At 70.2% G+C, this 23,213-nt stretch carries 15 protein-coding genes; 10 read left to right on the top strand and 5 right to left on the bottom strand.

Translation table 11 applies throughout. The features are described from left to right. Positions 1-9: 9 nt before the first annotated feature. The 5 genes from AB0M39_RS11745 (at position 10) to AB0M39_RS11765 (ending at position 10,144) form a co-directional block, all read left to right on the top strand. Positions 10-2,547, top strand: a complete 2,538-nt coding sequence (locus AB0M39_RS11745; RefSeq protein ID WP_365362839.1) for a hypothetical protein — start codon at positions 10-12, stop codon at positions 2,545-2,547. Beyond that, complete coding sequence (locus AB0M39_RS11750; RefSeq protein WP_365362841.1) at positions 2,544-6,071, top strand: hypothetical protein; 3,528 nt, start codon at positions 2,544-2,546, stop codon at positions 6,069-6,071. Before AB0M39_RS11745 ends, AB0M39_RS11750 begins: the two co-directional genes overlap by 4 nt. Positions 6,072-6,253: 182 nt before the next feature. Continuing rightward, positions 6,254-7,477 (top strand): hypothetical protein, encoded by a 1,224-nt coding sequence (locus AB0M39_RS11755; protein WP_365362843.1) that lies wholly within the window; start codon positions 6,254-6,256, stop codon positions 7,475-7,477. After that, positions 7,470-8,888: a hypothetical protein gene (locus AB0M39_RS11760; protein ID WP_365362845.1), complete on the top strand. Its 1,419-nt coding sequence runs from the start codon at positions 7,470-7,472 to the stop codon at positions 8,886-8,888. Before AB0M39_RS11755 ends, AB0M39_RS11760 begins: the two co-directional genes overlap by 8 nt. Then, positions 8,885-10,144 carry a hypothetical protein gene (locus AB0M39_RS11765; protein WP_365362847.1) on the top strand — a complete coding sequence of 420 codons (1,260 nt, stop codon included), beginning with the start codon at positions 8,885-8,887 and terminating at the stop codon, positions 10,142-10,144. Before AB0M39_RS11760 ends, AB0M39_RS11765 begins: the two co-directional genes overlap by 4 nt. A 177-nt stretch (positions 10,145-10,321) precedes the next feature. Here the strand turns inward: AB0M39_RS11765 and AB0M39_RS11770 are convergent, their stop codons facing one another. Next, positions 10,322-11,854 (bottom strand): monooxygenase, encoded by a 1,533-nt coding sequence (locus AB0M39_RS11770; RefSeq protein ID WP_365362849.1) that lies wholly within the window; start codon positions 11,852-11,854, stop codon positions 10,322-10,324. 61 nt (positions 11,855-11,915) lie between these two features. Here AB0M39_RS11770 and AB0M39_RS11775 point away from each other — a divergent pair, with 61 nt between their 5' ends. The 3 genes from AB0M39_RS11775 to AB0M39_RS11785 all read left to right on the top strand — a co-directional run bounded on the left by AB0M39_RS11775 (position 11,916) and on the right by AB0M39_RS11785 (position 13,976). Continuing rightward, entirely contained in the window at positions 11,916-12,599 is a 684-nt protein-coding gene (locus AB0M39_RS11775; protein WP_365362851.1) for a TetR/AcrR family transcriptional regulator, read from the top strand. A 310-nt stretch (positions 12,600-12,909) separates the two neighbouring features. Next, the gene (locus tag AB0M39_RS11780) at positions 12,910-13,422 is read left to right on the top strand and encodes a hypothetical protein (RefSeq protein ID WP_365362853.1); all 513 of its coding nucleotides are present in this window, start codon (positions 12,910-12,912) and stop codon (positions 13,420-13,422) included. Then, complete coding sequence (locus tag AB0M39_RS11785) at positions 13,419-13,976, top strand: HEXXH motif-containing putative peptide modification protein (protein ID WP_365362855.1); 558 nt, start codon at positions 13,419-13,421, stop codon at positions 13,974-13,976. The genes AB0M39_RS11780 and AB0M39_RS11785 overlap by 4 nt, the downstream gene beginning before the upstream one ends. 583 nt (positions 13,977-14,559) lie before the next feature. Here the strand turns inward: AB0M39_RS11785 and AB0M39_RS11790 are convergent. Further along, complete coding sequence (locus tag AB0M39_RS11790) at positions 14,560-14,928, bottom strand: luciferase family protein (RefSeq protein ID WP_365362857.1); 369 nt, start codon at positions 14,926-14,928, stop codon at positions 14,560-14,562. 323 nt (positions 14,929-15,251) lie between these two features. On the opposite strand from AB0M39_RS11790, the gene AB0M39_RS11795 reads away from it, so the two are divergent. Beyond that, the gene (locus tag AB0M39_RS11795; protein ID WP_365362859.1) at positions 15,252-16,445 is read left to right on the top strand and encodes a PP2C family protein-serine/threonine phosphatase; all 1,194 of its coding nucleotides are present in this window, start codon (positions 15,252-15,254) and stop codon (positions 16,443-16,445) included. Positions 16,446-16,665: 220 nt separating this feature from the next. Here the strand turns inward: AB0M39_RS11795 and AB0M39_RS11800 are convergent, their stop codons facing one another. Further along, positions 16,666-18,084: a hypothetical protein gene (locus AB0M39_RS11800; protein ID WP_365362861.1), complete on the bottom strand. Its 1,419-nt coding sequence runs from the start codon at positions 18,082-18,084 to the stop codon at positions 16,666-16,668. 461 nt (positions 18,085-18,545) lie between these two features. Here AB0M39_RS11800 and AB0M39_RS11805 point away from each other — a divergent pair, with 461 nt between their 5' ends. Continuing rightward, positions 18,546-20,801, top strand: a complete 2,256-nt coding sequence (locus AB0M39_RS11805; protein WP_365362863.1) for an MMPL family transporter — start codon at positions 18,546-18,548, stop codon at positions 20,799-20,801. Positions 20,802-20,919: 118 nt separating this feature from the next. Here the strand turns inward: AB0M39_RS11805 and AB0M39_RS11810 are convergent, their stop codons facing one another. Together AB0M39_RS11810 and AB0M39_RS11815 are read right to left on the bottom strand one after the other, a co-directional pair. Beyond that, positions 20,920-21,567 (bottom strand): hypothetical protein, encoded by a 648-nt coding sequence (locus AB0M39_RS11810; RefSeq protein WP_365362865.1) that lies wholly within the window; start codon positions 21,565-21,567, stop codon positions 20,920-20,922. Then, the gene (locus tag AB0M39_RS11815; RefSeq protein WP_365362867.1) at positions 21,564-23,018 is read right to left on the bottom strand and encodes a HAMP domain-containing sensor histidine kinase; all 1,455 of its coding nucleotides are present in this window, start codon (positions 23,016-23,018) and stop codon (positions 21,564-21,566) included. Before AB0M39_RS11815 ends, AB0M39_RS11810 begins: the two co-directional genes overlap by 4 nt. Between the last annotated feature and the right edge of the window lie 195 nt (positions 23,019-23,213).

Genomic DNA, 23,213 nt, shown 5'->3' on the forward strand with positions numbered 1-23,213 from the left:
GGTGAATGAGTGAATGCTCACGACGCTCACGGGCTCTTCAAGGAAAGCCGCGCCCGTGCCCAGGCCGTGCACGACGCGCTGGCCGCCGACCCCCAGCCGGAGGACGAGACCGGGCAGCGTCTGGCCCAGCAGTTGGAGGAGCACGCGCGTGCGCTGATGGCGCTCATCGACGACTCCATCACGGTGGGTCTGGTCGGCCGGTTCAGCGCAGGCAAGACGCTGCTGCTCGGCGCCGTCCTCGGCAAGCCGGACCTGCTGCCGGTCGAGCTGCGCCCCACCACCGGCAATGTGACGGCGCTCTACCTCAAACGCGGAGAACCCGGCAGCTCCACAGCCCTCGGCAGTCAGACCACGGTCCAGTACATGTCGCCCCTCGAGTTGAGCGACTGCATCCGCTACATGGCCCAGCAACTCGTCAGCGACGTCCGCAAGGCACTGCCCGATGCCGACACCAGTTCCTTGGAGTCCCTCGACCCGCTGGCGATGGACTGGGCCGGGCTCTCCTCGTGGGCGAAGCACACGTTGTGGGAATCCTCCGCGGGCAACGCCGCCCTGCGGGGAGCGGCCGAGGAACTGCTGCGGCTCGGTCACGCACTGGCCGCCGGGCCGTCGCTCGTAGGGGCACGCGTCCCGACGTCGCCGGAGGTGGTGAAGGCCGCTCTGGACCTGGGAGATCCACCGACGACGGACGGCGGCTTCCCCGTCAGGAGCGGGCCGGCCGTACTGAATCCGAACACGATCGGCGCCGACAGGCAGGCCATGCACGCCTCGTTCCCGCTGATCGCCCGGGTCTCCTACGAGGTGCTGCTGCCGCCCGACGTATGGGAGGTCGGCGAACTTCCGTCAGACCAGCAACTGGTCCTCCTGGACTTCCCAGGACTCGGCGCGGGCAGGTCCCAGCGCCGGGACGAGTTCCTCAGCCGGCGGGAGCTGGCCCATGTGGCGGTCATCGTCATCGTCGACCGCGTCGAGCAGCCGGGTGAGGGCGAGCCGCTGAAGTTCCAGGGGTTTCTGCAGTCCCACCGGCGCAAGGACCAACAGGTCGCCGACGCCGTACTGCTGGCCGGGACGAAGTTCGACGTCGTACCCGTCCCGGCACTGCCGACGGCTGTGCCGGCCACCACCGGCTGGCTCGTCGACTCCTCACAGCGCATGGCCGGATTCCACGACCTGGCGACCCAGCTGCTGCCCGGGCACCCGGGCAGGGCCTGCGTGGTCTCTGCCGTACGGGCGATCGACGTCACCGGGATGACGTACTCCGATCTGTCGCCCCAGTCCCGGCAGGAGATCGACCAGGCCCGAAAGCAGCCCGCCGCATCGCCGGCCCAATGGCAGGCGCTGCGCTCCCGGCTCGCGAAGGACGACCCCTACAGCCCGTGGGCCACCTGGCTCGCCGACTACGCGGACGACGCGGGAATCCCGCGTCTCCGCAGCATGATCACCGCCCATGTCCAGGAGCACGGGCTGGCGCAGAAGACGGAGGCGGTGGACCGGTTGCGGCAGCAGATGGAGGGCACCGCCCTGCGTCTGGCCCGTGCCCTCACGCCGCTGGACGGGTCCCGCACAGTCGAGACCGACCAGCTCTCCGCCCGCTTCAACCGTCTCCGCAACGATCTCATGGCCATGCTGGAGGACATCCGCACCCTGCACAACCCGATGAAGGCGCAGGTCACCGACGCCGGGGACGCGCTGTTGGCCGAAGTACGCGACTCGGCGATCCAAGAGATCATGCTCCGTCCGGAGTGGCAACGGCTGCTGCACAACCTCGAAGGGGACTACGTACGCAAGGGGGCCGCCCCGCAAGGCCCCGCGAACGACCTCTTCCTCCCGCAAGACGACGACCTGTTGGCGTGGCCGCAGGAACGGGAGATCGACACCACGACCGCCTTCGCCAAGGCTTTCGCCGTCACCGTGCGCGGCCATGTGATGGAGGGCAGCGGGCGGCTTCTGCAGTGGCTGCGGGAATGGACCGCCAACGCCCAAGACCGGCTCGCAGAGCACCGCACCTGGTACGAGTCGGACGAGACGCAGGACCTGCTGGATCGCTTGCTGCCCTCCATGGAGCACGGGGAGATCCGGCGCAGCAGGTTCGCCGAAGCCGTGACGCTCGACCGGCTGCGCACCGCGCTGGGCGCGGCGCAGCCCCGCTGCCCCCTCACCGACGAGGCCATCGGGCTTCGTTTCCCGCTGCGCCATGACCACGCACTGCCCTGGCACCACGCGGTGTACGAACGTCCCGGAGTCCTGCAGGACGCCCTGCCCCGTCATCAGATCAACACCGCATGGATGAGACGTCAGCTCGCCGTGGCGGCAGCCGATCTGGTGATCGGGCAGATGGCCGAACAGCTGAAGGGGTATGCGGCGGCCGTCGAGAGGCGGCTGAGCGAACTCCACCAGGCGCTGCCCGCTCCGGGCGAACTGCGCCATCGTGGCACCCCCGGCATCGCAGGGGCGCCCGGCCGTCCGGGCCCCGACTCGCCGCGTGCGGGCGGCGGGGGAACCACGCAGCTTCAGATCCTCCTCGACGAATGGGGTATTGACCGATGACGGTTCAGGTCTCGTTCGAGGCTCCGCCGGGCGGCGGTGTCCAGCAGCTCGGTGACAGGGTGTTCCGCCTTCACGAGGTCGAGGAACGGATGCCGCTGCCGTCGGTCGTCCTGCGCACCCAGGCGGACCAGCCGTCGGTGACCGTGCAGAGCTTCTACGTCACCGAAGTCCGCGGCGCTCACCCGGAGCTGAGGTCCTGGCTCACCTCGTCGTGGATTCCGGCGCCGACGAACCCCCGGGTCGTGGCCGGGGTCCACAGGGTGACGGGGCCGGACGCCTCGGTGCCCCTGGCGATCGCCCGTTCCGCCTCACCGCAGAGTCCCCATCGGGCTCGCGGAGACGTAACGGCCGGCCGTGCGGACCTCACGGTCGAAGTCTCGTTCGCCTTCGAGCGCATCGCACCCGACGGCCGCAGTCTGCCCGGATATGTCACCGTCCTGCTGGAGTTCGCCGAGCCCGGCGCCGATCCGATGTCGGAGCCTGCTCCTCGGTTCGATCACATCCTGCGCCGGCTCGACGGCGCCCCCTACTATCCCCAGTACGTCGCCGTCGACTTCGGCACCACCGCGTGCACCGCCACGCTCCACGACTCGCGGGAGATCGTCGCCCGGCCCGTCGACCCTCACCAGCAGAAGGCGCTCGCCGGGAGCCTGGCCCGGGTAGTCTCCGGGCGCCCCGCGCAGGAGGCCGCGGCCACGGAGTACCAGGAAGCGCTCGACCGCATTCTCAAGACGATCGCGGAGCACTTCCCCGACGAGGCGTGCCGCACCGCCAAGCAGCTCGCGGCCCGGCTCATCGCATCGGCTTCCGCCGACGCCGAAGCACCGCTGCTGCACGCCGCCGCGCGACTGCTGGAGCGGGAGATGTCGGACGCGGGCGAGACTCTTCGGCGCTGGCTGGCGCTCGAACTGCACCGAGCCTACGACGTCGCCTTCAGCACTCCGGCACTGGAGAGGATGCATCTGATTCCCGTCGCCTATCGGGGCAGTCAGAAACACGATCTGGTTCGGCCCATGGCGCTCTCGGTCGAAGTGGCCCCTCGCGGCGAGGGCGACGGCCTGCAGGTCGCGTTCGGCGAGGCCGAGCAGCCTGCGAGCAACCTCAAGGCCTTCCTCGGCAGGCGCGAGCCCTTCGATCTGACGACACGCTCGGGTGGGTCTGTTCCCGGCCTCACCAGTGACGTCCTCACCGCCCATGTCTACCGGCTGCTGATCGAGGGCGCCGAGAAGTACACGGTGGACCCCGCCACGTCGGCACCGCGCTATCTGCGCCATCTCGTGGTCACCTACCCGACGATCACCCCGCCGGCCGCCCGTGACGCACACGTCGAACTGGTGCGTTCGGCACTGGACGCACTCAGCGTGGTCAGCGAGTTCGACGAGGGAGTCGCGGCCGGGCTCTTCTTCGTCATGCGCGCCTTCGGCGGCGACAACACAGGCGGGCTGGAGGCCCTTCGGGCTCGTTCCCGTCCGGTGGAAGGCGGCGACCGGCTCAGGTGGCAGCAGCATCTGCTGGTGATCGACATCGGGGGCGGCACCACCGACACGGCACTGCTGCGCCTCTCCCTCAGCGACATCACGGAATCCGTCGACGAAGAAGGCCAGGGTCTGGGCCAGGCCGGCATGGAACGGACCGCCGTCGAGACGGACGCCTCCCCAGGAGCGGCCCCGACGCCGTCCACGCGGGGCCGACGCTACCTGCTCAAGCCGGAGGTGCTCGGCTCCAGCGGTCACACCCAGCTGGGCGGCAACCTGTTGACGCTGCGCGTCTTCTACTGGCTCAAAGCGCACATCGTCGACGCCCTCATCGGCTGGGCCATCGACACCGGTCGTACCGCGGTGACGGATTTGAGCATCGGCGAAGCCCTGCGCGGGGACGACGGGCGGCCGCGGAGCCTCGCCAAAGCCGTACTCCGGCACGGCCTGGACCCCGAACTGGTACCGGCGGACGTCCGCGTAGCCCTCCGCGCCTATCTGCCCACGCACTACGGCGAGGACGGCGACGCTCCGCCCGGCCGCCGCGGCGCGTTCGAGACGCTCTGGAACCTGGCCGAGGACATCAAGCAGGAACTGGGCGCCGCGGACCGTGAGCCACGCAGCAAGGTCATTACCGCCGCCGAAATCCGTGAGATCGTCGGTGTCTCCGCGCCCGGACCTTCTTTCCGGCTGCTGGACGCGGGAGCAGCGGGGAGTTCCGGGAGCGAGTTCACCGCAGACGTCGAGCTGGACAGCGAGGGCCTCAAACAGCTGCTGCGTCCGGTGATCGCCAAGGCGGCCGGTGTGGCCGCTCAGTTGGCCCGGACCCGACTGGCGCGTGACTCGGACCCCAACCTCGACATGATCATGCTGTCCGGTCGGAGCAGCGCCATGCCGATGGTCCGCGACACCGTGGTGGAGGAGTTCACCCGCCCGGTCGGCGGCGACGCGCAGGCGCTGCAGTGGAACCCCACCGCCATCGAGGCGGAGACCCGCTATGCCAAGCAGCTCACCTCGATCGGCGCAGCCTGGGGCCAGAGCATCCGGGAGACGCACGGCGCCCTGGTGACGCTTCCAGCGGACGACGACCCGCATGCCGCCCAGACCACCACCCTGGCCATCAGCACGGACCGTCTCTTTCGCAGTCTGCCCTGCGACTTCACGCTGCACGGCCAAGGCTCGGTCCAGCACACGGTCCTGCGGGCCGGCGACCCGTTCGAGGAGATCGACGCCTCCGGAACGCTCGCCAGGCGCACCCTCCCCCTGCGACTCAGCCCGCTGATGGAGATCCACCGCCCGATCATCGCCGACCTGTCCATTCAGTGGGGCGTCTACCGCGTCGGCGACGAGGCCACCGAGTCGGGCTACCAGCTCCGGGAGCTGCTGTGGTTCGGCAACGACGAAGCCCGCATCAAGCCGGAGATCTACGGCGCGCTGCAGATCCAGCAGGAGGGCCTGCACGCCTCGCTGCTGCTGTGCAGGGGCGTTCCGCACCACTACGTCCCCGCCTCACAGCACTCCATCCGGGAGGCGGTGCCCGAGGAGCACGTCCGTGACGGGCTGATCACCCGGATGCCGTGGCCTGTCGGGGTCAGAGGGCTTCGCCCCTACGGCGCTTGGAGTCCGGTCGTCGAACTCTTCCCGGCCGGCCCCACGATGGGCGGAGACGATGCGAACAGTACGGGCAGCATGTCCCTGTCCTTCCACCGTCACGACTCGCCGGCGAGTGACGCGCTTCCCGGCGCCGAGGCCGTGATCCCGGCCGCCGCGCTGGGCAGCCGCTACGAGTTCTACGCGATGCCGCCGGGCGCCGCACCGCTGCGGATCGCCGAGTGCGAGGCGCCGAGCACCGCTCATCCGGAGACCGCCCACCGGGTGGCGCTGGACGCCGAGGGGCAGCTCACCGTAGTGCGCGGCAAGCTCCGGCACCTGACCGCACGCACCCTGCAGGACGTCGAGGACTACGTGGGAGCGGTGCTCACGCGCCCCATGCAGGCCGGACGGATGGAGTACAACCCTGCTTGGGACCCCTTCACGGGGAGGCACTGATGGGCGAGAGCGGTGACACTCCTGCGGTCAGGCCACCCGATGCCACGCTGCTGGCAACGGCGCTGAACGACATTCTCCGCAACGCCGGCGAGCCCGTGCGAAGCATTGTCCGCGACGGTTTCCATGAGCTGTCCCGGTACCTGAGCCAGCAGGCTCATGACCGCGAGCCTCACGGCGTCCTCTTGGCCGACACGCGCCTGAAGACACTGCGCGACGCCGTGGAGATGGTCGTCGCCCTCGTGGCGCCCGCCGACGCGGCCGAGGAAGGGGCTGGTGTCGCAGCTCTCGGCTCGACGCCGGACTCTGCTGGACAACTTCCGCAACCGCCCGTCGCCGACGCTCTCCCCGTCGAGGACGTCACCCCGGCGGACCCGTCCGACGCGCTCGACTCGGTCGCCCAGGACAGACCCGGTCCTCAGGAGCAGTCGACGCCTGCCGCGCCGGGCACCGCTACTGCCACACCAGTCCTCGTCCCTCCGGAGGAACTGCTCTGTCAGTACCTCACCAGCGAGTTCGCCGAGCTCACCGCGTCCGGCTCCCCGACCTGGAAGGCCCTGATCCGGCCCGAGCTGTTCCAGGTCGCGGAACCCTCGGGCGTTCCTCCGACGAAGCTGGCCGACGTGTGGCGCACGCTGCATCTGTTCGCGCTCCGCCTTCCGCAGGAGGAAGCGCAGCGGTCGCGGACCCGCTGGCACGCGCGGGCCGCCGAGCACCTCGGCGATGTGGACACCGACTGCCTGGTACCGGCTCTCCCCGGAGTCGTCGAAGCACTGCCGTTGCGGGACCCCCGGTCCCCCATGGCTCCGGACGCGGTCCGCGAACACGCTGGGGCGCTCCTCGCTCGCGCCAAGGGCGGAAGCACCGAGCCGTCCGACGAACTCCGATACGTTCTCGCCCTGATCCAGGAATGCGCGTGCGAGAACCTGCTCCTGGCGCAGAGCGACCCCTGTCTCTTCACAGCGCTGGAGATCCTTACAGGCAGCAGTCCAGAACGTCTGAGCAACGACGCTGCCAGGGAGAGCTACCGCCAGCTGGTCGATGTACGACTGGCCGAGCTGGCCCGCTCCGTGCGGATGGGCGCCCAGGTGGAGCCCGCGCTCATCAAGGCGGACGAGGCGCTGGCCGCCCTGGTGCACGACCCGCTGGCCCGGCCCGAGAGCTGGTGGCACCAACGGCGCCGCGCACTCCAGAGGAAGCTGACCGCCCACCTCAGCTCGCGCGGCACCGATGTTCAAGCCTATGAGCAGCTGACCGCCTACGGCGAGAACGACAACCGGACCAGGAGCGACATCCCGTCCAAGGAGCGGTCCGGAGTAGCCATCCTGTGGTGGCTCCGGCTGCCGTACCAGGTGAAGGACGGGAACTGGGAGAAGGGCCGCAAGATTCATGAGAAGTTCAATGCTTGACGAAGCCCCCGAGGCGACGTTGCCGGGCGCCGTGCTCCGCGCCACAGAGGTACTGGCTCGCACGGCGGTCGGCAGCGGCGGCCCGATGCCGCCTTTGGACCCCTGCCTGCTTGCCGATGTGGAACGGGTGAGGCAGGGCGCCGGTCAGGCAGTGCCCTTTCGCATAGCGGCCCCGCGAACCCATCCGGGGCCCGCCGTCACGGTCCGGGCCCTGCTCGGCCGGCCGCCCTGCCACCACAGCGAAGTACTGGCCCTCACCCATCGCCTCACCGTCCAGCAGCAGTCCGCCGACACCCCGCGGCTGGACCTCGGCGGTGTCGGCCCTGTCCTGGACCGCCTGGCCGACGAGCTTCTGCGTCTGAGCCGGGGCAGCTTGGACTCGGCGCTCGCAAGGTTTCTTCGGCTACGGCAGGACAGTGCGTCCGGCAGGCTGGCCGACTCGTACCAGGGAACGGACAGATGCCTGCGGGCCTGGCGCGCCGTCAACGACATCGTCCTGCTCGCCGCGCGGCTGAGCCCCCACACCGTCCCACCGTTGCTTGCCGCGACTGCCCGAGCCCCCGCCGTATGGACGGCTCCTGGACGGGGGCCCTACGCATCGGCGCTGCTCGAAGCCCTGGGACCGCGCCCGTTGGAAGTGACGGACTATCCCGTGGGCGGGCTGCCCGGCCACTCGTCCAAGGACGAACTCCTGCAGTCGGCCGTGCCGCACCGCATCCGCCGTGCCCACGCCGCCTGGCTCGTCGCGGCTGTCGACGATTTCCTCCCGCCGTCCGGCCAAGTCGGCGAAACGCTCACCGCTCTGGCCAACACCACCGTGGCGTCGCAGCCGCCCCAGAGGATCGCCGTGCTGGTGCACCTCCCCAGCCCGTCCGCGACAGCCAACCCCGCCGCGCGGCACGTCTGGCTGACTGCTCGGGCGCACCGGCAGCTGGGACTGCGTGCCGGGCTCAGCCCGGTGCTGACGGTGCCCGGCGAGGCGGCCGTGGAAGCAGCGGAGTGGACGAGCCCCCCGGCCGGCGAGGCTACTGGGCGCCGGGCGCCGAACAGCGAGCTGACCGGGACTGTGAGCGGAACCCTTGCGCCCTGGCTGGCAGCTGCCGCAGCCGGGGGCCCACGGGACACCGCTGAGCAGCTCTGCTCAGCCCTGGTGGACGTGCGGCTCGCTCTCGCCGGCGAAGCCGCCGCCGCGGGGATGCCGCTGGACGCCGAAGGGATCCCTGGGCGGGGCGGGATCGCACCGCAACCCGGCCTGTGCCTGGACCTCGCTCACGCCGCCGCGCTGCGGCAGCGTCTGGAGGGCTACGCCTGCGCACCCGTGGCGGCGGCCGCTGCGAAACAGCTAAGGACCCGACTGACCCGGCCGGAACCTCACTCGCACCTCCGGCCGAGAGAAGGTGGTCAACCATGATCGACGCGGAGACTCTGGGCTGGCTGCTGGCCCTGTCGCTGATGCTCAACGTACTTCTCGCGGTCGCCTGGCGAAGAGCGCAGTCGCACCGCTCGCGGTCGGACACCTTCCCGCCGCTCGAGCCGTTCTCCACCGATCCGATGACGCATGCGCATCTTCCCGCACCGGACATCTTTGTTCCGGAGCCGACCAGGCCGCCCGGCCATGGGCTCCTCCCGGCGGAGCCCACGTCCTTCCCCTTGCCCGGCCCCGTCGGCGCGCAGGCCCCATCGCTCCCGGAGCCGGACGCGAGGCCCTGGCATCCGGAACTCCACGATCCCGAACCCGTCGAACTGGGCGAACAGCCTGAGCCGGCCGAGCCCATCGATCTTCCTGCGCCACCCGGCCGTCCACCAGAGCACTTCGCCCCCGTGCTGGGCAGCCTCCCCCTCGATCCCCACGCCGTACCGGACAGCGCGGTCGACGGCGTCGACCTCGGCACCCTGCGCGTGCGGGCCGCTTCCGTTCACGGCGACCGCCGACGCAGTCCCGCTCGCTCCCGCGGTGACAGCTTCCTGCTCCACCCCCTGCGACAGTTCGACCGGCCTTCCCTGGCCTCGATCATCGCCTCGGGACCGGTGTCCGGGGGCGGGTTGAGCATCCTGACCGCCCACGCCTGTCGTTCACTGGCCACGAGTCTGGACGGCTTCTCCAAGACGCTGGCCGAACTGCAGGAGGGCGACCAGACGGAAGCCATGACCGCGGTCCTCACGGCCCTGTTGCGGGACGCTGCCCAGACACTGGCCGCCAAGGTCCGCGCGACCGGAGCCGGCCGGGACGGCGCCGTCGAGATCACCTGCCTCGTCTCTCCCTACGGAGACTCCTTCGACCGCACCCATCTGGTCTTCGGCGTCGGCGCCGGCAGACTCCTCCGGCTGCGGGGCGGCGCCTGGGACACGCTCTTCAACGCATTCGACGCTGGGGCATTCGATGCTGGGCGCCCGCACAGTCCCGCCTCGACTCCCGCTTCCATGCCGGACCGTCCGCAGGACGTAACGTGGCGGCGGATCGAGACGAAGCCGGGCGACGCCCTGGTGCTGTGCACCGGCCACTGCGTGGACCTGTTCACCGGCCGGAGCAACGAAGCACTGACTACGGCGTGGTCACAGGGTCCACCCCAACTGCCTGCCGTTATGGGCCACTTCGACCAGCCGGTTGCCCTCGGCGGCGCCGACCGGACCGCAGTCTGTCTCTGGGAGCACGAACGCCCGGGTTGAGAGGCACGAGTACGACACCTTGCTCAGCGCCCAGCCGCGCGCCGTCGCAGGCCCGACGCTCGACGGCGTCGCGTCGCGCCCTCGGGCACATCTGGTGCTGGCCCACCCGCGACGCCGACGATCTGGCTGATCCGGTCCGACGGGCATTTCACGGACGGGGATCGAGGCGGGGCACGCTCATGAGGCGACGCCTCCCTCGGGTGCGCCTGCCCATGCGGCCAGTGCGGCGGTCCGCTGTGCACTGCGGATCCCGGCATCGGTGGCGCGGGTGGACCAGGCGATGTGCCCGTCGGGACGAACGAGCACTTCGGTCACGCCGTGCAGGTCCGCGTGCTCGTCGTGCTCCGTGACGGCATGAGCGGCGACTCGTGAGCCCCATCCGAGCGGGAGAGCCTGAGGCGGATTCGCGTCCCCTGCGAGGTCGAGGAGGACGAAGCGGCCCCCGGGCAGCAGTTCGTAGACGCGTATCGCCTCCGAACCGACGGCGGCCAGACCTATGTCGGGCACCCGCCGTCCGACCAGCGGGTCGGCGTCGGCGGTCGCGGGCGGGTACGCGATGCTCAGCGCGGAGACCCGTCCCGCGAGCAGCCGGTTGACGTCCTCCAGGGAGAGGAGTTCGTCGAGGAGCCTGCGCAGGGCGACGGCGGGCAGCTGGTACTGCGGCACGAGGGTCAGCTCGGCGAGCAGGGTCTGGACTTCGGTGTTCTCGGTGACTGCCTGTCCGACGGGGCGGCGTTCGGCGTCGTACGTGTCGAGGAGCCCGGGAGGAGCCCAGCCGTTGACGGTGGCAGCCAGCTTCCAGCCCAGGTTCATGGCGTCCTGCAGGCCTGTGTTCAGTCCCTGACCGGCCGCGGGGAAGTGGATGTGGGCGGCGTCCCCGGCGAGCAGGACGCGGCCGGACCGATAGGCGGCGGCGAGGCGGGTGGCGTTGCCGAAGCGCGAGAGCCAGCGCGGCTGCGCGACCCCGCAGTCGGTGCCGCAGATCCGCGTCAGCGAAGTGCGGAACTCCTCCAGAGTCACCGGCTGCCCGGCCGGAATCCGCATCCGCTCCGGATCGATGCAGACGAACCGGGTGAGCCCGCCCTCCAGCGGTACGACCAGCACGCCGCAGTCCCGTGCGGCAGCGAGGACGGCGGGATCCGCGTCGACCTCCGCGAAGTCCCCGAGCATGCCGGTCAGTGTCTCGTCGGCGCCCGGGAAGCCGATGCCGGCGGCCTGCCGCACCAGGCTGCGCCCGCCGTCGCAGCCGACCGCGTACTGCGTCCGTACGGTCTCGACGGCCCCGCCGGGCCCGCGCACCTCCAGCTCGACGCCGGCGGCGTCCTGGCGCAGCCCGGTGGTCTCGTATCCGCGGCTGATGCGGACGCCCAGCTCTCCCGCCCGCTCCTCGAGCAGTGCCTCGGTGCGGGCCTGGGCCAGGAAGAGGGTGTAGCCGTGGCGGGAGTCGAGCGCGGCGAAGTCCAGCCGGGTGTCCAGACCGGCGAAGTGCCAGCCCGGCACTGGCTTTCCGAGGGCGAGGAAGCGGGGCGCGAGGCCCCTCATGTCCATCAGCTCCATGCTGCGCGGGTGCAGGGTCAGCGCCCGTGAGTCACGCTGCGGCTCGGTGCGCCGCTCCACGATCCGGGTCCGTACGCCCGCCAGAGCCAGCTCGCAGGCGAGCATCAGCCCGGTCGGGCCCGCACCCACGACGAGCACGTCGGTGTCCGTCAATGTGACCTCCACTATTTAGTGAACATCGTTCACGTGAACGATGTTCACTATAGTGGTGCCCATGAGCAACCCGTCAAGCAGCCCGTCAGCCCGCACCCGTGGACGCCCCCCACGGCTGGACCAGGCGCGCACCGTTGAGACAGCCCTGGACCTGCTCGACGAGGCCGGGCTCGACGCGCTGACCATGCGGCGTCTGGCTGACGCGATGGGCGTCCAAGCCGGCGCGCTGTACCGCTACTTCGCCACCAAGCAGGAACTGCTGACCGCGATGGCGGAACGGATGCTGTCCGACGTGGGCGCACCCGCAGGTCCAACTGGCGGAGACTGGAGCGAGCGGCTGGCCGACCTGGCCAGAGCGATGCGCACCGCGTTGCTCGCCCACCGCGACGGCGCCCGCGTCTTCGCCGGCACGCACTCGACCGGGGCGCACACCCTGCACTTCGCCGACACCGTCACCGGCGTCCTGCGCAAGGCCGGCTTCGACGACGCGGACGCGGCACGCGCCCTGATGGCGGTGGCCCATTTCACCGTCGGCCACACCCTGGAAGAACAAGCCGCCGCTCTGGAACCGGGCACAGAGGCCCCCGCAGACCCGGGCCGCCTGGCCGATGCCGTCGCGGCCGGGTCGTACCCCCACCTCACGGCCACCCTGCCCGTGCTCACCAGCACGGACTTCACCGCCCACTTCGAATTCGGCCTGCGCCTACTCGTCGAGGGGCTGCGCGCCCTGCGACAGCAGCGCTGACGTCGAGTCCCGAATGGTCGATGAGGCAGCAGACACCGCCCTTGCCCTCGCGACCGGCGAGACATACAGCCGCCCCACCCACCACAAGAAGGGCGCCAAACCTCGTCGTCGCCACCTTCGGCCGGGCGACCGGTCCACGACGATGGACCCGATTCCCCTGTTGTCCGGCAACCCCTCCTTCGGCTGAGCCATAATCCAGAGGAGCCCCACCGCCGTCCAGCCGCCGACACACACAGAGTCCGGAGTACGGTTGCCCAGTCAGCGCGCCGCCCGGCGGCGTCGGGACACTCTCATCCTCGCCTCAGGACCGGTGCTCGGCGCCGCCGTGGGCCTGGTGACCAACGTGATTACCTCCGACTGGAATTGGTGGTTGTTCGCCTCTCTGGTCCTGCTCGTCTCGCTGTGTGTGGCCGGAGCCGCGTCCCTGCCGACTCCCGTGGACGCACAGGATCCAGCCGTCGAGCCGGCGAGCGCGGTCTCCACTCTTCCTCCCGTGAGCGCTGTCTTCACCGGTCGCCGCCGCGAGCTCGAGAGCTTCCTCTCTCATCCGGAACGTCCGGATCATCGATCGGCGGTCTTCCTGATCACCGGCGAACCCGGCGTCGGAAAGACCGAGCTCGCGGTGCAGGCCGCGCATCGGCTGACTCACCGGTTCCCCGACCGCTCATCGACGATCTGGACGACTACCGCCTCCCTCTTGCGGATGCCGCGGCGGAAAGACTGGGCGACTCAGCCTCAGCTCGAATGCGAGCATGCTTGGTCGGCGCCTGGGAAATCCTGGTCCGCGACCACGCTGAGACGGCCGTTGAGATCAGTGGCATGATCAGTGTGCTCACGCCGCTCACGTCCTCATCCGGCAGCCATCTGAGCGCCACGTTCTCTGAGGCATCGGGTTGCACCGCTCTGACGATCCCGGACGACAGCCTCATGATGGCAGTCACGCTCGTTCATGAGCTTCAGCACGCCAAGCTCTACAGCCTTATCGATCTGCTCGCCCTCACCCAGGGCGAGTCGAGCGAACGCCATTACGCTCCTTGGCGGGACGATCCTCGTCCCATCGACGCGCTGTTGCAGGGGGCGTACGCCCATCTCGGCTTGACTGCTTTCTGGCGGCGACGGCGGAGGACTGAAACCGGCGGAGAACGACTACAGGCAGAGGTCCAGTTCGCGCGCTGGCGCTCGGCGTCGCTCACTGCTGTGGACACTTTGCTGGCGTCTGGCGGACTCACCCCCGCGGGAGTCGTATTCGTCTCCACGATGCGGGAGACGCTCAGCGCCTGGAACACCGAGCCGGTAGCACCCTCAGCGCTGAGCACGGCGCTCGACCTGAACATCGAACACAGGGCCAGATGGGAAGCCGCCCACGGAGCACCGTAGAGATAGGGTCGGGCGCCAGGTTCCGGTTCGATTCCACGTCCGAGATCTACCCAATTCGAAACTGGCAGGCGGTGACCATCGTTGAACGAGCAGCCCCTGAGCGATTCACGTGATCTCGATACTGGAGTGATCGACATCAGTACCGAATCACTGCGTGAACTGAAACTCGCGGATCAGTCAGTCCTTACGCAAGCCGTCCTGAAACTGCTTGATCGGTCGGCCGTTACCGGAGGAGCGATCGGCTTCCAGTCCGCTGTCGGTCCTGCCTAGCGTCAATGCCTTGTGAGTCTGCCCCAGCTTGCTGGCGCAGACTCACAAGGCATCACGCTCCAGTACTGGAGGCAGCTCCAGTCGGCAGGGGCTCTGCCGGCCTCGGTCCCGTCCGGGACAGAGGCGGCCGGCCGCACCGCGACTGGTCCTCCACCGCCGCCTTGGCCGCCGGAGTCCGGAGACCGCCAGCTGGACGCGTGGGCGCCGGCCCGCGCAACGATGGTCCCGCTGAACCAGGTGCCCGTCGCGGCCCAGCCGTCCCGCACAGGGCCGCGCCACGCGTCATGGTGAGCGGCGCACGACGCGGTGGGTCCTAGCGAGGCATACGGGAGCACGGCTCGCTCCGGCCGCCTTCCTCCGGTGTGGCTGCCTCATCCGCGGCCAGGAGTGCCGCGCTGACGAGCGTGGCCAGCAGGTCGATGTCAGAGCGGGTTTCAAGGCGCACCGTCACCCAGCCGGAGGGCTGGCAAGGCACCGTGAGGGCGCTGGATCGCCGCAGTGCGGGCAGCAGCCTGGCGATCATGCTCCAGGTCAGGTGAACGTCTGCTGCAGAGTCGCCGTGGAAGTGGACGACCTCCCGAATACCGGTGCAGAGGCAATTGCGTGCACCGCAGCAAGCACGCCCTCGCGACAGCGTCGGCCACTCCGCGAGACGCGCGTTCGCGCGTTCGGCCAGGTTCATGCGCCCAGCCTGCCAGGTCTCGGCCCGGCGGCACAGAGCTCGAGCATGGATCGGGGAGCGAGTGCGCCGACTCGTACCCCTGGGGGAAGCGGGCGGGTCGTGTTCTTCCCCATGTCATGCACTGTCCATGAGCGGGACGACAGGCCGCCGCACTCTGGAAGTCCGCAGCCTTCCCCGACCTGGACGGGTGCATGCTCGACAGAGCTGCGCCGCAGGGTCTGTGGCCGACACGGGGCGGCCACAGACCTCCGCGCGCGATCCGGTACGGCCTGTAGCAGCGAGATCGTCCTGCGGCAGGGCCGCGGCTGGTGCAGAGTAGGGGTATGAGCTGGCGACGGCGCCTTGCCGATCTGCGGCAGCCGTGGCAACCGAGTCACGCGTGGTTGGCGATACCGCTCGGGCTGATCGTCGCGATTGCGGTGGTCGACGTCCTCGCTCCCGGCGACATCCATCTAGGGCCTCTGCTGATCGTCGCCCCCGCCATCACCCCGTGGTTCGCCGGTCCCTGGCTGACCGGGCTGGTGGGCGCACTCGCCGTGGCGGCTCAGGCGATCATCGCGGTCCTGCGCGACCGAGACCAGCTGTTCTCGACCAACCACCAGGTGCAGATCGCTGCCCTCGCATCGCTCTCGCTCGTCATCGTGGTCTTCTGCCACCAGCGCCAGCGCCGCATTCGTCAGCTGGACCAGGTGCGGTCGGTGGCCGAAGCCACCCAGCGAGTGGTTCTGCGTCCGCTGCCCCATCGCATGGGCCCACTGCGCATCGCCTCGGCATACCGAGCAGCCGACGACGAGGCACTGATCGGCGGGGACCTGTACGCGGCGACTCGGACGGAGAACGGGACGCGCCTGCTCATCGGCGACGTTCGCGGCAAGGGCATGAACGCCATCAGCGACGCCTCCGTGATCATGGGAGCCTTCCGGGAAGCGGCCTATCGGTCGGCCAGCCTCGCGGAACTCGTCGCCACCCTGGAAGACAGCATCCGCCGACACCTGACCGAGCACGCGCCCCACTCGGAGGCGGACGAGCTCTACGAGCAGTTCGTCACCGCGCTCCTGCTCGAGATCCCAGACGAAGATCCCGTGGCGGGAATGATCAATTGCGGGCACCCGCCACCGCTGCTGCTGCACGACCATCAGGTGAGCACCCTCCACCCGCGCCACGCCGAGCCCCCGCTGGGCATATTCGACCTGCCCAGGACCGGCCTGGCCCTCGACCCGTTCACCTTCGAGGAAGACGACAGCCTTCTGCTCTACACCGACGGCCTCATCGAGGCCCGCTCGTCCGACGGCTCCTTCTATCCGCTCGCGCAACGCGTCGCCCAATGGGCCGACAGCGGTCCCGAAGCACTGCTGCACCGCATACGCACCGACCTCGCGGCCCACGTCGGCGGGCAGCTGAACGACGACGCGGCCGCGGTGGTGATCCAACGCTCGCCCAGACTCGACGCCGGCGGCCAGCTCAAGAAGATCGCTCACATCACCGGACCCCAGACGCCTGCGTCTGAGCAGCCCTAGGACCGGCAAGGCGGAGGGGGCCGACGACCGTTCGACGATCCGCCTCACGCCTTGCGCCTGTACTCCACGAGCACCGCTCTCGCGTCGCTCGCGCCCCGCCACCGCCCCGGGCACTGACCGTCGCCCCCTGACCGCCATGGGAACCGGGCCCCCGAAACTCACGGGAACCCGGTCTCAGGCGCGGCCCGCTCGGGGCTTCCTCGATCTGGTCGCCGGTGGACTATCCCGCCTGCGACGGGAACACGAAGAACCCGGCGTCGGTGCTGAAGTAGCCGTATCCCGACGGCTTGTTGAACAGCGGGACGCTCTTCTCGGGGAGGTCCTTGGCGAGGACCTTCTTCGTGCGGGCGTCGACCGCCAGCACCGTGTCGGCGTCCCCGCCCGCGGTGCCGTAGAGCACTCCGCTCGGAGAGAAGCGCAGCGGGGTCATCAGGTTCTCGCCGGCCTGCTGGGTCCAGACCTGCTTGCCGTCGGCGAGCTGCCAGACCGCCGTGCCGCTCTCCGTCGCGGACGCGGCCAACTGGTCGTCGGGAGAGCGAAGGTAGGAGCCCTCGGTGTTGATCGTGTCGCCGGGGAAGTCGGCATAGGCGTACTTGGTGGTCCCGCCGATCTGCCTGCCGCTCGCCAGGTCGTACGTCGCCGTGACCCAGGTGTCCGTCGCGAACGCGCCGGCGCCCCACGCGGTGAAGATCCGGCCGTCGCGCACGCCGAGCACGCGGATGGAGCCGCTGGTGCGCTCCTTGTCCTCGTTCAGCTCCACGCCGGCGGGCGGTGCGACGTCTGCCGTGCTCCACACCTTCTTGCCGGTGGCGAGGTCGGACATGACGAGCTGCTCCTGCTTCGTCTCGTACGTCGTGGCGTTCTCGACGTGGAAGACGTACGCGCCCGTGATCAGCGGGGCGTGACCGCTGCCGCCGTCGATGTCCTTGTTGCGCGGGTCGAAGGAGCAGCTCGCCAGCTGGCCCGTGCAGGTGACCACGCGGGGCTTCCCGCCGTCGATAGGGGTGAGCCGGAGGCTCGCGTCGTCGGCCGCCTCGATGATGTGGCCCTCGTGGACGTGGAAGTCGCCCGCGGCGCGGTCGGTCTTCCCCAGCTGTGCGCCCTCGCTGGAGTAGACGGTGATGGAGGCCGTCTCCTTCTCGGCGCTCAGACCGTCGGACTCCTTGACGCTGCTGGTGCGGACGTCGACCGCCGGAACGCCGTTGTGCCAGGTGGTGGCTGCGACGTGGGTGGTCGTCACCTTCAGGCTCTTGCGCACGGCGCCGGTCTTCACGTCCCGGAACTCCAGGGTGACGGGCTCCGGCGCGTCGCTGGTGTGCAGGGTGCCCGTCGTCCCGTCGACGGGGTCGTCTTCGTACGGGCCTCCGAGGGCGTATTCGCCGTCGGCGTCCTTGACGAACAGGAACGTGTCACCGAGGTCGATCGCACCGGCGCGCGGCATGCTCCATGCCGGCTTCGCGGCGAGGCCGGGTATCGCCGGGCCGTCGTAGGCCGGTCCCTTGGGCTGGGCGCCGCTCTCGGCTCCGGAAGTGCCCTTGCCGCCCTGCTCCTTGGAGTCCGCATCGCCGGACGAGCCGCAGCCTGCGACGAGTCCGAGCGAGAGTACGAGGCCCGCGGCCGTCACTGTGTACTTGTTCATGTCCCCGTTGTTCCGCCCTGTTCGGGCATTGGTGCGTTTCTGTGTTTCCGCAGATGATCTGGCATGCACGCGGCAGCATAGAGGGTCCGCTGCCGCCCGGCTGCCCCGGCCCGGACTGCGGGCCGGCCGCGATCGGGGACGGCCCGCCCCGTCCTCGTACGCATCATCGGCGCCCCTGAGCGGATCGGCCGTCATCACGACGTCTGGCGCGACGTGGTTCCTCTTCGAGCGGCCGCAGTCCCGCCATTGCCTGACGGCCGTACTTCCCGTTCGGGCTCCGGCCTCTTCGACGGACGGGAGGCCCCACTCCGCTGAGACCGGTCGTGCGCCAGCCCCTGACAGCCCCGACCCCCACCCCGTCAGAGGCTGATCGTTTCCTGTCAGCGCGATGACAGCCCTCTGTCAGCGCCCCCCGGCAAGGTCGTGCCACCGACCGAACCGACCTAACGGAGAGCCCCACCGTGGCTACGTTCCTTTCCAGACTGGGCCGCCTCGCCTTTCGCCGCCGGGGGGTGACGCTGCTTCTGTGGCTGCTGATATTCGGCGGCATGGGCTTCGCCGCCTCCTCCGCTCCGGCGCCGCCCGCCGACACGTTCTCGATGCCGGGCACCGAGTCGCAGGAGGCCTTCGACCTGCTCACGGAGAAGTTCCCGGACGCGAGCGCCGACGGCGCCAGCGCCCGGGTCGTCGTCCGGGCCCCCCAGGGCCAGAAGATCACCGCCCCTGAGCAGCGCGCCGACGTCGGCCGGCTCGTCGCCGAGTTGGGCACGTCCTCCCCGCAGGTGGTGGGCGCCGCCGACCCCTACAAGACCCCCGATATCAGCATCAGCAAGGACGGTACGACCGCCTACACGGTGGTGACGTACAAGGTCCCCGCGATGGAGGTCAACGACGAGGCGCACGACGCGCTCGACGCGGCCATCGAGAACGCCGGCAAGGCGGGCCTGACCGTCGAGGCCGGCGGCGACGCCGTGAAGATCGACCAGACCATGGGCGGCACCGGCGAGCAGATCGGCATCCTGATCTCCGCGATCGTCCTCGTCCTGACCTTCGGCTCGTTGATCGCGGCTGGAATGCCGCTGATCACCGCGCTGATCGGCGTCGGGATCGGCATCTCCGGCATCACCGCCCTCAGCTCCGCCCTCGGCCTGTCGGCCACCACCTCGACGCTCGCGATGATGATCGGCCTCGCGGTCGGCATCGACTACGCCCTGTTCATCGTGTCCCGGTTCCGTGCCGAGCGCGCCGAGGGGCGCAGCCCCGAAGAGGCCGCAGGCCGGGCCACCGGCACCGCGGGCTCGGCGGTCGTCTTCGCGGGGCTGACGGTCATCGTGGCCCTCGGCGGACTGGCCGTCGTCAACATCCCGATGCTCACCGAGATGGGCCTCGCCGCGGCCGGCACCGTCGCGGTCTCCGTGCTCGTCGCGATCACCCTGGTCCCCGCCCTGCTCGGCTTCGCGCCGGTCAAGGTGATGGCCCGCAAGGGACGCCTGCAGTACGCCCTCAAGCCGCTGTCGGAGCGCCAGCAGCGCAAGGCCGCCAAGCGCGCGGCGAAGCCCGCCACGACGGACAAGCCCAACCTCGGCTCCCGCTGGGCGAGTTACGTCCTGCGCCACCCCGTGGCCGTCCTGCTCGTCGGCGTGGTCGGCCTCGGCACGATCGCCGTACCGGCCACGAGCCTCGAGCTCGGGCTGCCCGGCGAGGGCTCGATGTCGACGAAGACCACCCAGCGCAAGGCGTACGACATGCTCTCGGAGTCCTTCGGGCCCGGGTTCAACGGACCCCTGATCATCACCGTGCAGGCCGAGGACGCAAAGAAGGCCGCCGACTCCGTGGGCAAGGTCTTCGACCAGAACCCCGGCGTGACCTCGGTCTCCCCCGCAACCCCCAACAAGGCGAACGACACCGCGATCATCAACCTCATCCCGAAGACGGGCCCGACGGAGAAGAAGACCGAGGATCTGGTGCGCGAACTCCGCGACACCGCCCGCGGCTTGGAGCAGAGCAATGCGTCCCAGATCCTGGTGACCGGCCAGACGGCCATGTTCATCGACTTCTCGCAGACCCTGGACGACGCGCTCCTGCCCTACCTGGGCCTGGTGGTCGGCCTCGCCTTCCTCCTCCTCATGGTGGTCTTCCGCTCCATCCTGGTCCCTCTGAAGGCTGCCCTCGGCTTCCTGCTGTCGGTGGCCGCGGCCCTCGGCGCCGTCGTGGCGGTCTTCCAGTGGGGCTGGCTGGCGGATGTCCTCGGCGTCGAGCAGACCGGCCCGATCATGAGCACGATGCCGATCTTCATGATCGGCGTGGTCTTCGGACTCGCGATGGACTACGAGGTCTTCCTGGTCAGCCGGATGCGGGAGTCGTACGCCCACGGAGCTCGCCCGGCCGAGGCGGTCGTCGACGGCTTCCGCCACGGCGGCCGGGTCGTCGCCGCGGCCGCGGTCATCATGATCAGCGTCTTCTCCGGCTTCATCGTGGAGGACAACGACTTCATCAAGATGATCGGCTTCGCCCTCGCGATCGCCGTCCTCTTCGACGCCTTCATCGTCCGCATGGCGATCGTGCCCGCGCTCTTCGCCCTGCTCGGCAAGTCCGCCTGGTGGCTGCCGAAGTGGCTGGACCGGATCCTGCCCCGAGTGGACGTCGAAGGCGAGAAGCTCGACCACGACGGACAGTCGGCACCGCACTCTCGGCGGGAGCGCACCCTCGTCGGCTGACACCCCACGGAGCGAACGGCACCTCTACGGCGCCCCCGTACCGGCCCCAGGCCGGCGCGGGGGCGTCTTCGCGTCACGCGCATCCCTGCAGGGCAGACGCCTCGGCGGAGCGGTTCGTCTACCCGGTCCTGGCGGGCCGATCGTTCTGTGTCCGGGTTACGGTGCGCACCGGCGCGGTCTCGGCCTTGATGGCGAGGTCGCACGTGCCGGTGGCCGATGAGCCGTCTTGCCCTGTCATCTGCACCACGGTTTGGCCGTTGATGTCGTAGGCGTAGGCGATCGTGCATATCAGCTGGCGTCGTGCGGTCTCTTCCAGCCCGCCCAAGGCGATGGGCAGCCTGGCCTCGACGCCGCCCCCTCTGGGCAGTTGGACCTGCACAGCCCCGCCGGGGGCGGCCCTGGGCAGACCGGTGCTGAGCCCCGCGGCGGTGTCCTCCTTGCCCGGGCCGCCGAGCAGCGTGCGGATCGCCCTCTCGGTCGACGCGGGCGAAGAGGCCTCGCCCAGGGCTTTCTCGTTCGCCGGAAAGAACTCCTCCGACCGGATCACGGGGCTGAGCTGCCCCTCGGGAGAGCGGAAGAAGAGCAGCATGCCGGCGCCGGGGGTCACGACGCTCTGGATGGTGGCAGGACTGCCGGCCCCGATGACGTCGGTCTCCTGGATGCCGCAGCCGCCGAGCAGCAACACGGCCGCCACCGCGGTGACAGCGCTGCGGCGCCGCATCCGCGCACGGTCCATCGACGCCTGCCGCGTCGGCGAACTCCTCATCCGCCGGCCTCCTCTGCGTACAACGGCATCTCGACGGTGAAGACGGCGCCGCCGCCGGGCAGGTTCCCCGCGCGGACCGTCCCTCCGTGCAGCCGTACGTTCTCCAGCGTGATCGCCAGTCCGAGGCCACTGCCTGCCGAGCGGGTACGGGCGGCGTCTGCCTTGTAGAAGCGGTCGAAGACGTGCGGGAGGGCTTCGGGGCTGATGCCGGGGCCGTTGTCGAGGACCTCGGTGACGAGCACGGGGCCGCAGTCGGAGCGTGCGCCGGTGGAGAGCCGTACGGTGACGGGCGCGCCGCCGTGGCGCAGTGCGTTGCCGACGAGATTGGCGACGACGATGTCGAAGCGGCGCGGGTCGAGCCGGGCCCGGATGCCGTCGGGCAGCTCGGTACGCACCCGGCCGTCCGTCCAGTGCCGGTTCTGCAGGGTCTTGCGTATGGTTTCGGCCGCGTCGACCTCGTCGGTGTTCAGCTCGGCCGCGCGGGCGTCGAAGCGGGAGATCTCCATCAGGTCCTCGACGAGCACGGCCAGCTTCCCGGTCTCGGTGCTGATCAGCCGGACTGCCTGGGCGGTGTCGGCGTCGAGGTGTTCCGCGTCCTCGTCGAGGACCTCGGTGACCGCGAGCATTCCGGCGAGCGGGGTACGCAGTTCGTGTGAAACGTCGGAGGCGAAGCGGCGGGCGCGCTCCTCGGCCTGTCGCAGTTCGTGCACGGAGCGTTCGAGCTCGGCTGCGGACTCGTTGAACGTATGGGCCAGTTCGGCGAGCTCGTCGTTGCCCCGGGCCGGGATACGGGTGTCGAGCCGGCCGCTGCCCATGCTGCGGGCGGCTTGGCGCAGTTCGCGTACCGGGCGCAGCACGCTGCGCGCGGCGAACAGCGCCGGCAGGAGGGCGATGGCGAGTCCGGGAAGGGCGCCGTTGCGGGCGGCGGTGACGAGCGCGTCGACGTTGATCTGCTCGTCGGTCATCCGCATGACGGCGTAGAGGACGAGCCGGCTGGGCAGCAGTCCGCCGGGGCCGACCTTGAAGACGGTCGGCATGGCGATGGTCAGATAGGGGACGCCGTCCTTGACGACCCGTTCGAAGCTGCCGTTGGGATTGGCCTGGGCGGCGCGGCGCAGCTCGGGCGTGATCACGGTGGAGACGGGGCTGGTGCCTGAGGAGGCGCGGATCGAGCCGTACTCGGCGAAGACCACCCAGGGGTGGGGCTTGCCCTTGCGGGCGATGTCGCGCAGGAGCTCTTCGAGGCCCTCGGCCTGTATGGGCAGTGCGAAGCCGGTCTGCTGGATGTGTTCGCGGAACGATGTGACGGCTGTGTCCTGGGCGGTCTCCAGCACGGCGTTGCGGGCCTCGCGGTAGGTCAGCGCGGCGGTGGTGGCGGCGCTGACGGCGGCGACCAGGAGGAAGGCGAGCACGAGCCGTGTGCGCAGCCCGAACACCGCGGCTCGCCGCATCCGCGTCCGGCTCGCGCGTCGTGGGCTGGGACGTCGCGGGCTGGGACGTCCTGTGCGGCCGCCGGCGGCATGCGCGCCGCCCTCCGCGTCGTCGGGGGTGCGGCTGCGGGCTCCTCCACCTCCGTCGTCGCCGTCGGTGCGGTGGCCGTCGGGGGTCAGGTTGTCGGGGGCGGGACCGCGATGGGTTTCGCTCCA

This window comes from Streptomyces sp. NPDC051907, assembly GCF_040681075.1.
GTDB lineage: Bacteria > Actinomycetota > Actinomycetes > Streptomycetales > Streptomycetaceae > Streptomyces.

Coding starts and splice junctions, on each gene's coding strand:
- AB0M39_RS11750 (WP_365362841.1), top strand. CDS start 2,544: ATGACGGTTCAGGTCTCGTTCGAGGCTCCGCCGGGCGGCGGTGTCCAG.
- AB0M39_RS11795 (WP_365362859.1), top strand. CDS start 15,252: ATGAGCTGGCGACGGCGCCTTGCCGATCTGCGGCAGCCGTGGCAACCG.
- AB0M39_RS11785 (WP_365362855.1), top strand. CDS start 13,419: ATGATCAGTGTGCTCACGCCGCTCACGTCCTCATCCGGCAGCCATCTG.
- AB0M39_RS11760 (WP_365362845.1), top strand. CDS start 7,470: ATGCTTGACGAAGCCCCCGAGGCGACGTTGCCGGGCGCCGTGCTCCGC.
- AB0M39_RS11790 (WP_365362857.1), bottom strand. CDS start 14,928: ATGAACCTGGCCGAACGCGCGAACGCGCGTCTCGCGGAGTGGCCGACG.
- AB0M39_RS11765 (WP_365362847.1), top strand. CDS start 8,885: ATGATCGACGCGGAGACTCTGGGCTGGCTGCTGGCCCTGTCGCTGATG.
- AB0M39_RS11800 (WP_365362861.1), bottom strand. CDS start 18,084: ATGAACAAGTACACAGTGACGGCCGCGGGCCTCGTACTCTCGCTCGGA.
- AB0M39_RS11815 (WP_365362867.1), bottom strand. CDS start 23,018: ATGCGGCGAGCCGCGGTGTTCGGGCTGCGCACACGGCTCGTGCTCGCC.
- AB0M39_RS11775 (WP_365362851.1), top strand. CDS start 11,916: ATGAGCAACCCGTCAAGCAGCCCGTCAGCCCGCACCCGTGGACGCCCC.
- AB0M39_RS11810 (WP_365362865.1), bottom strand. CDS start 21,567: ATGAGGAGTTCGCCGACGCGGCAGGCGTCGATGGACCGTGCGCGGATG.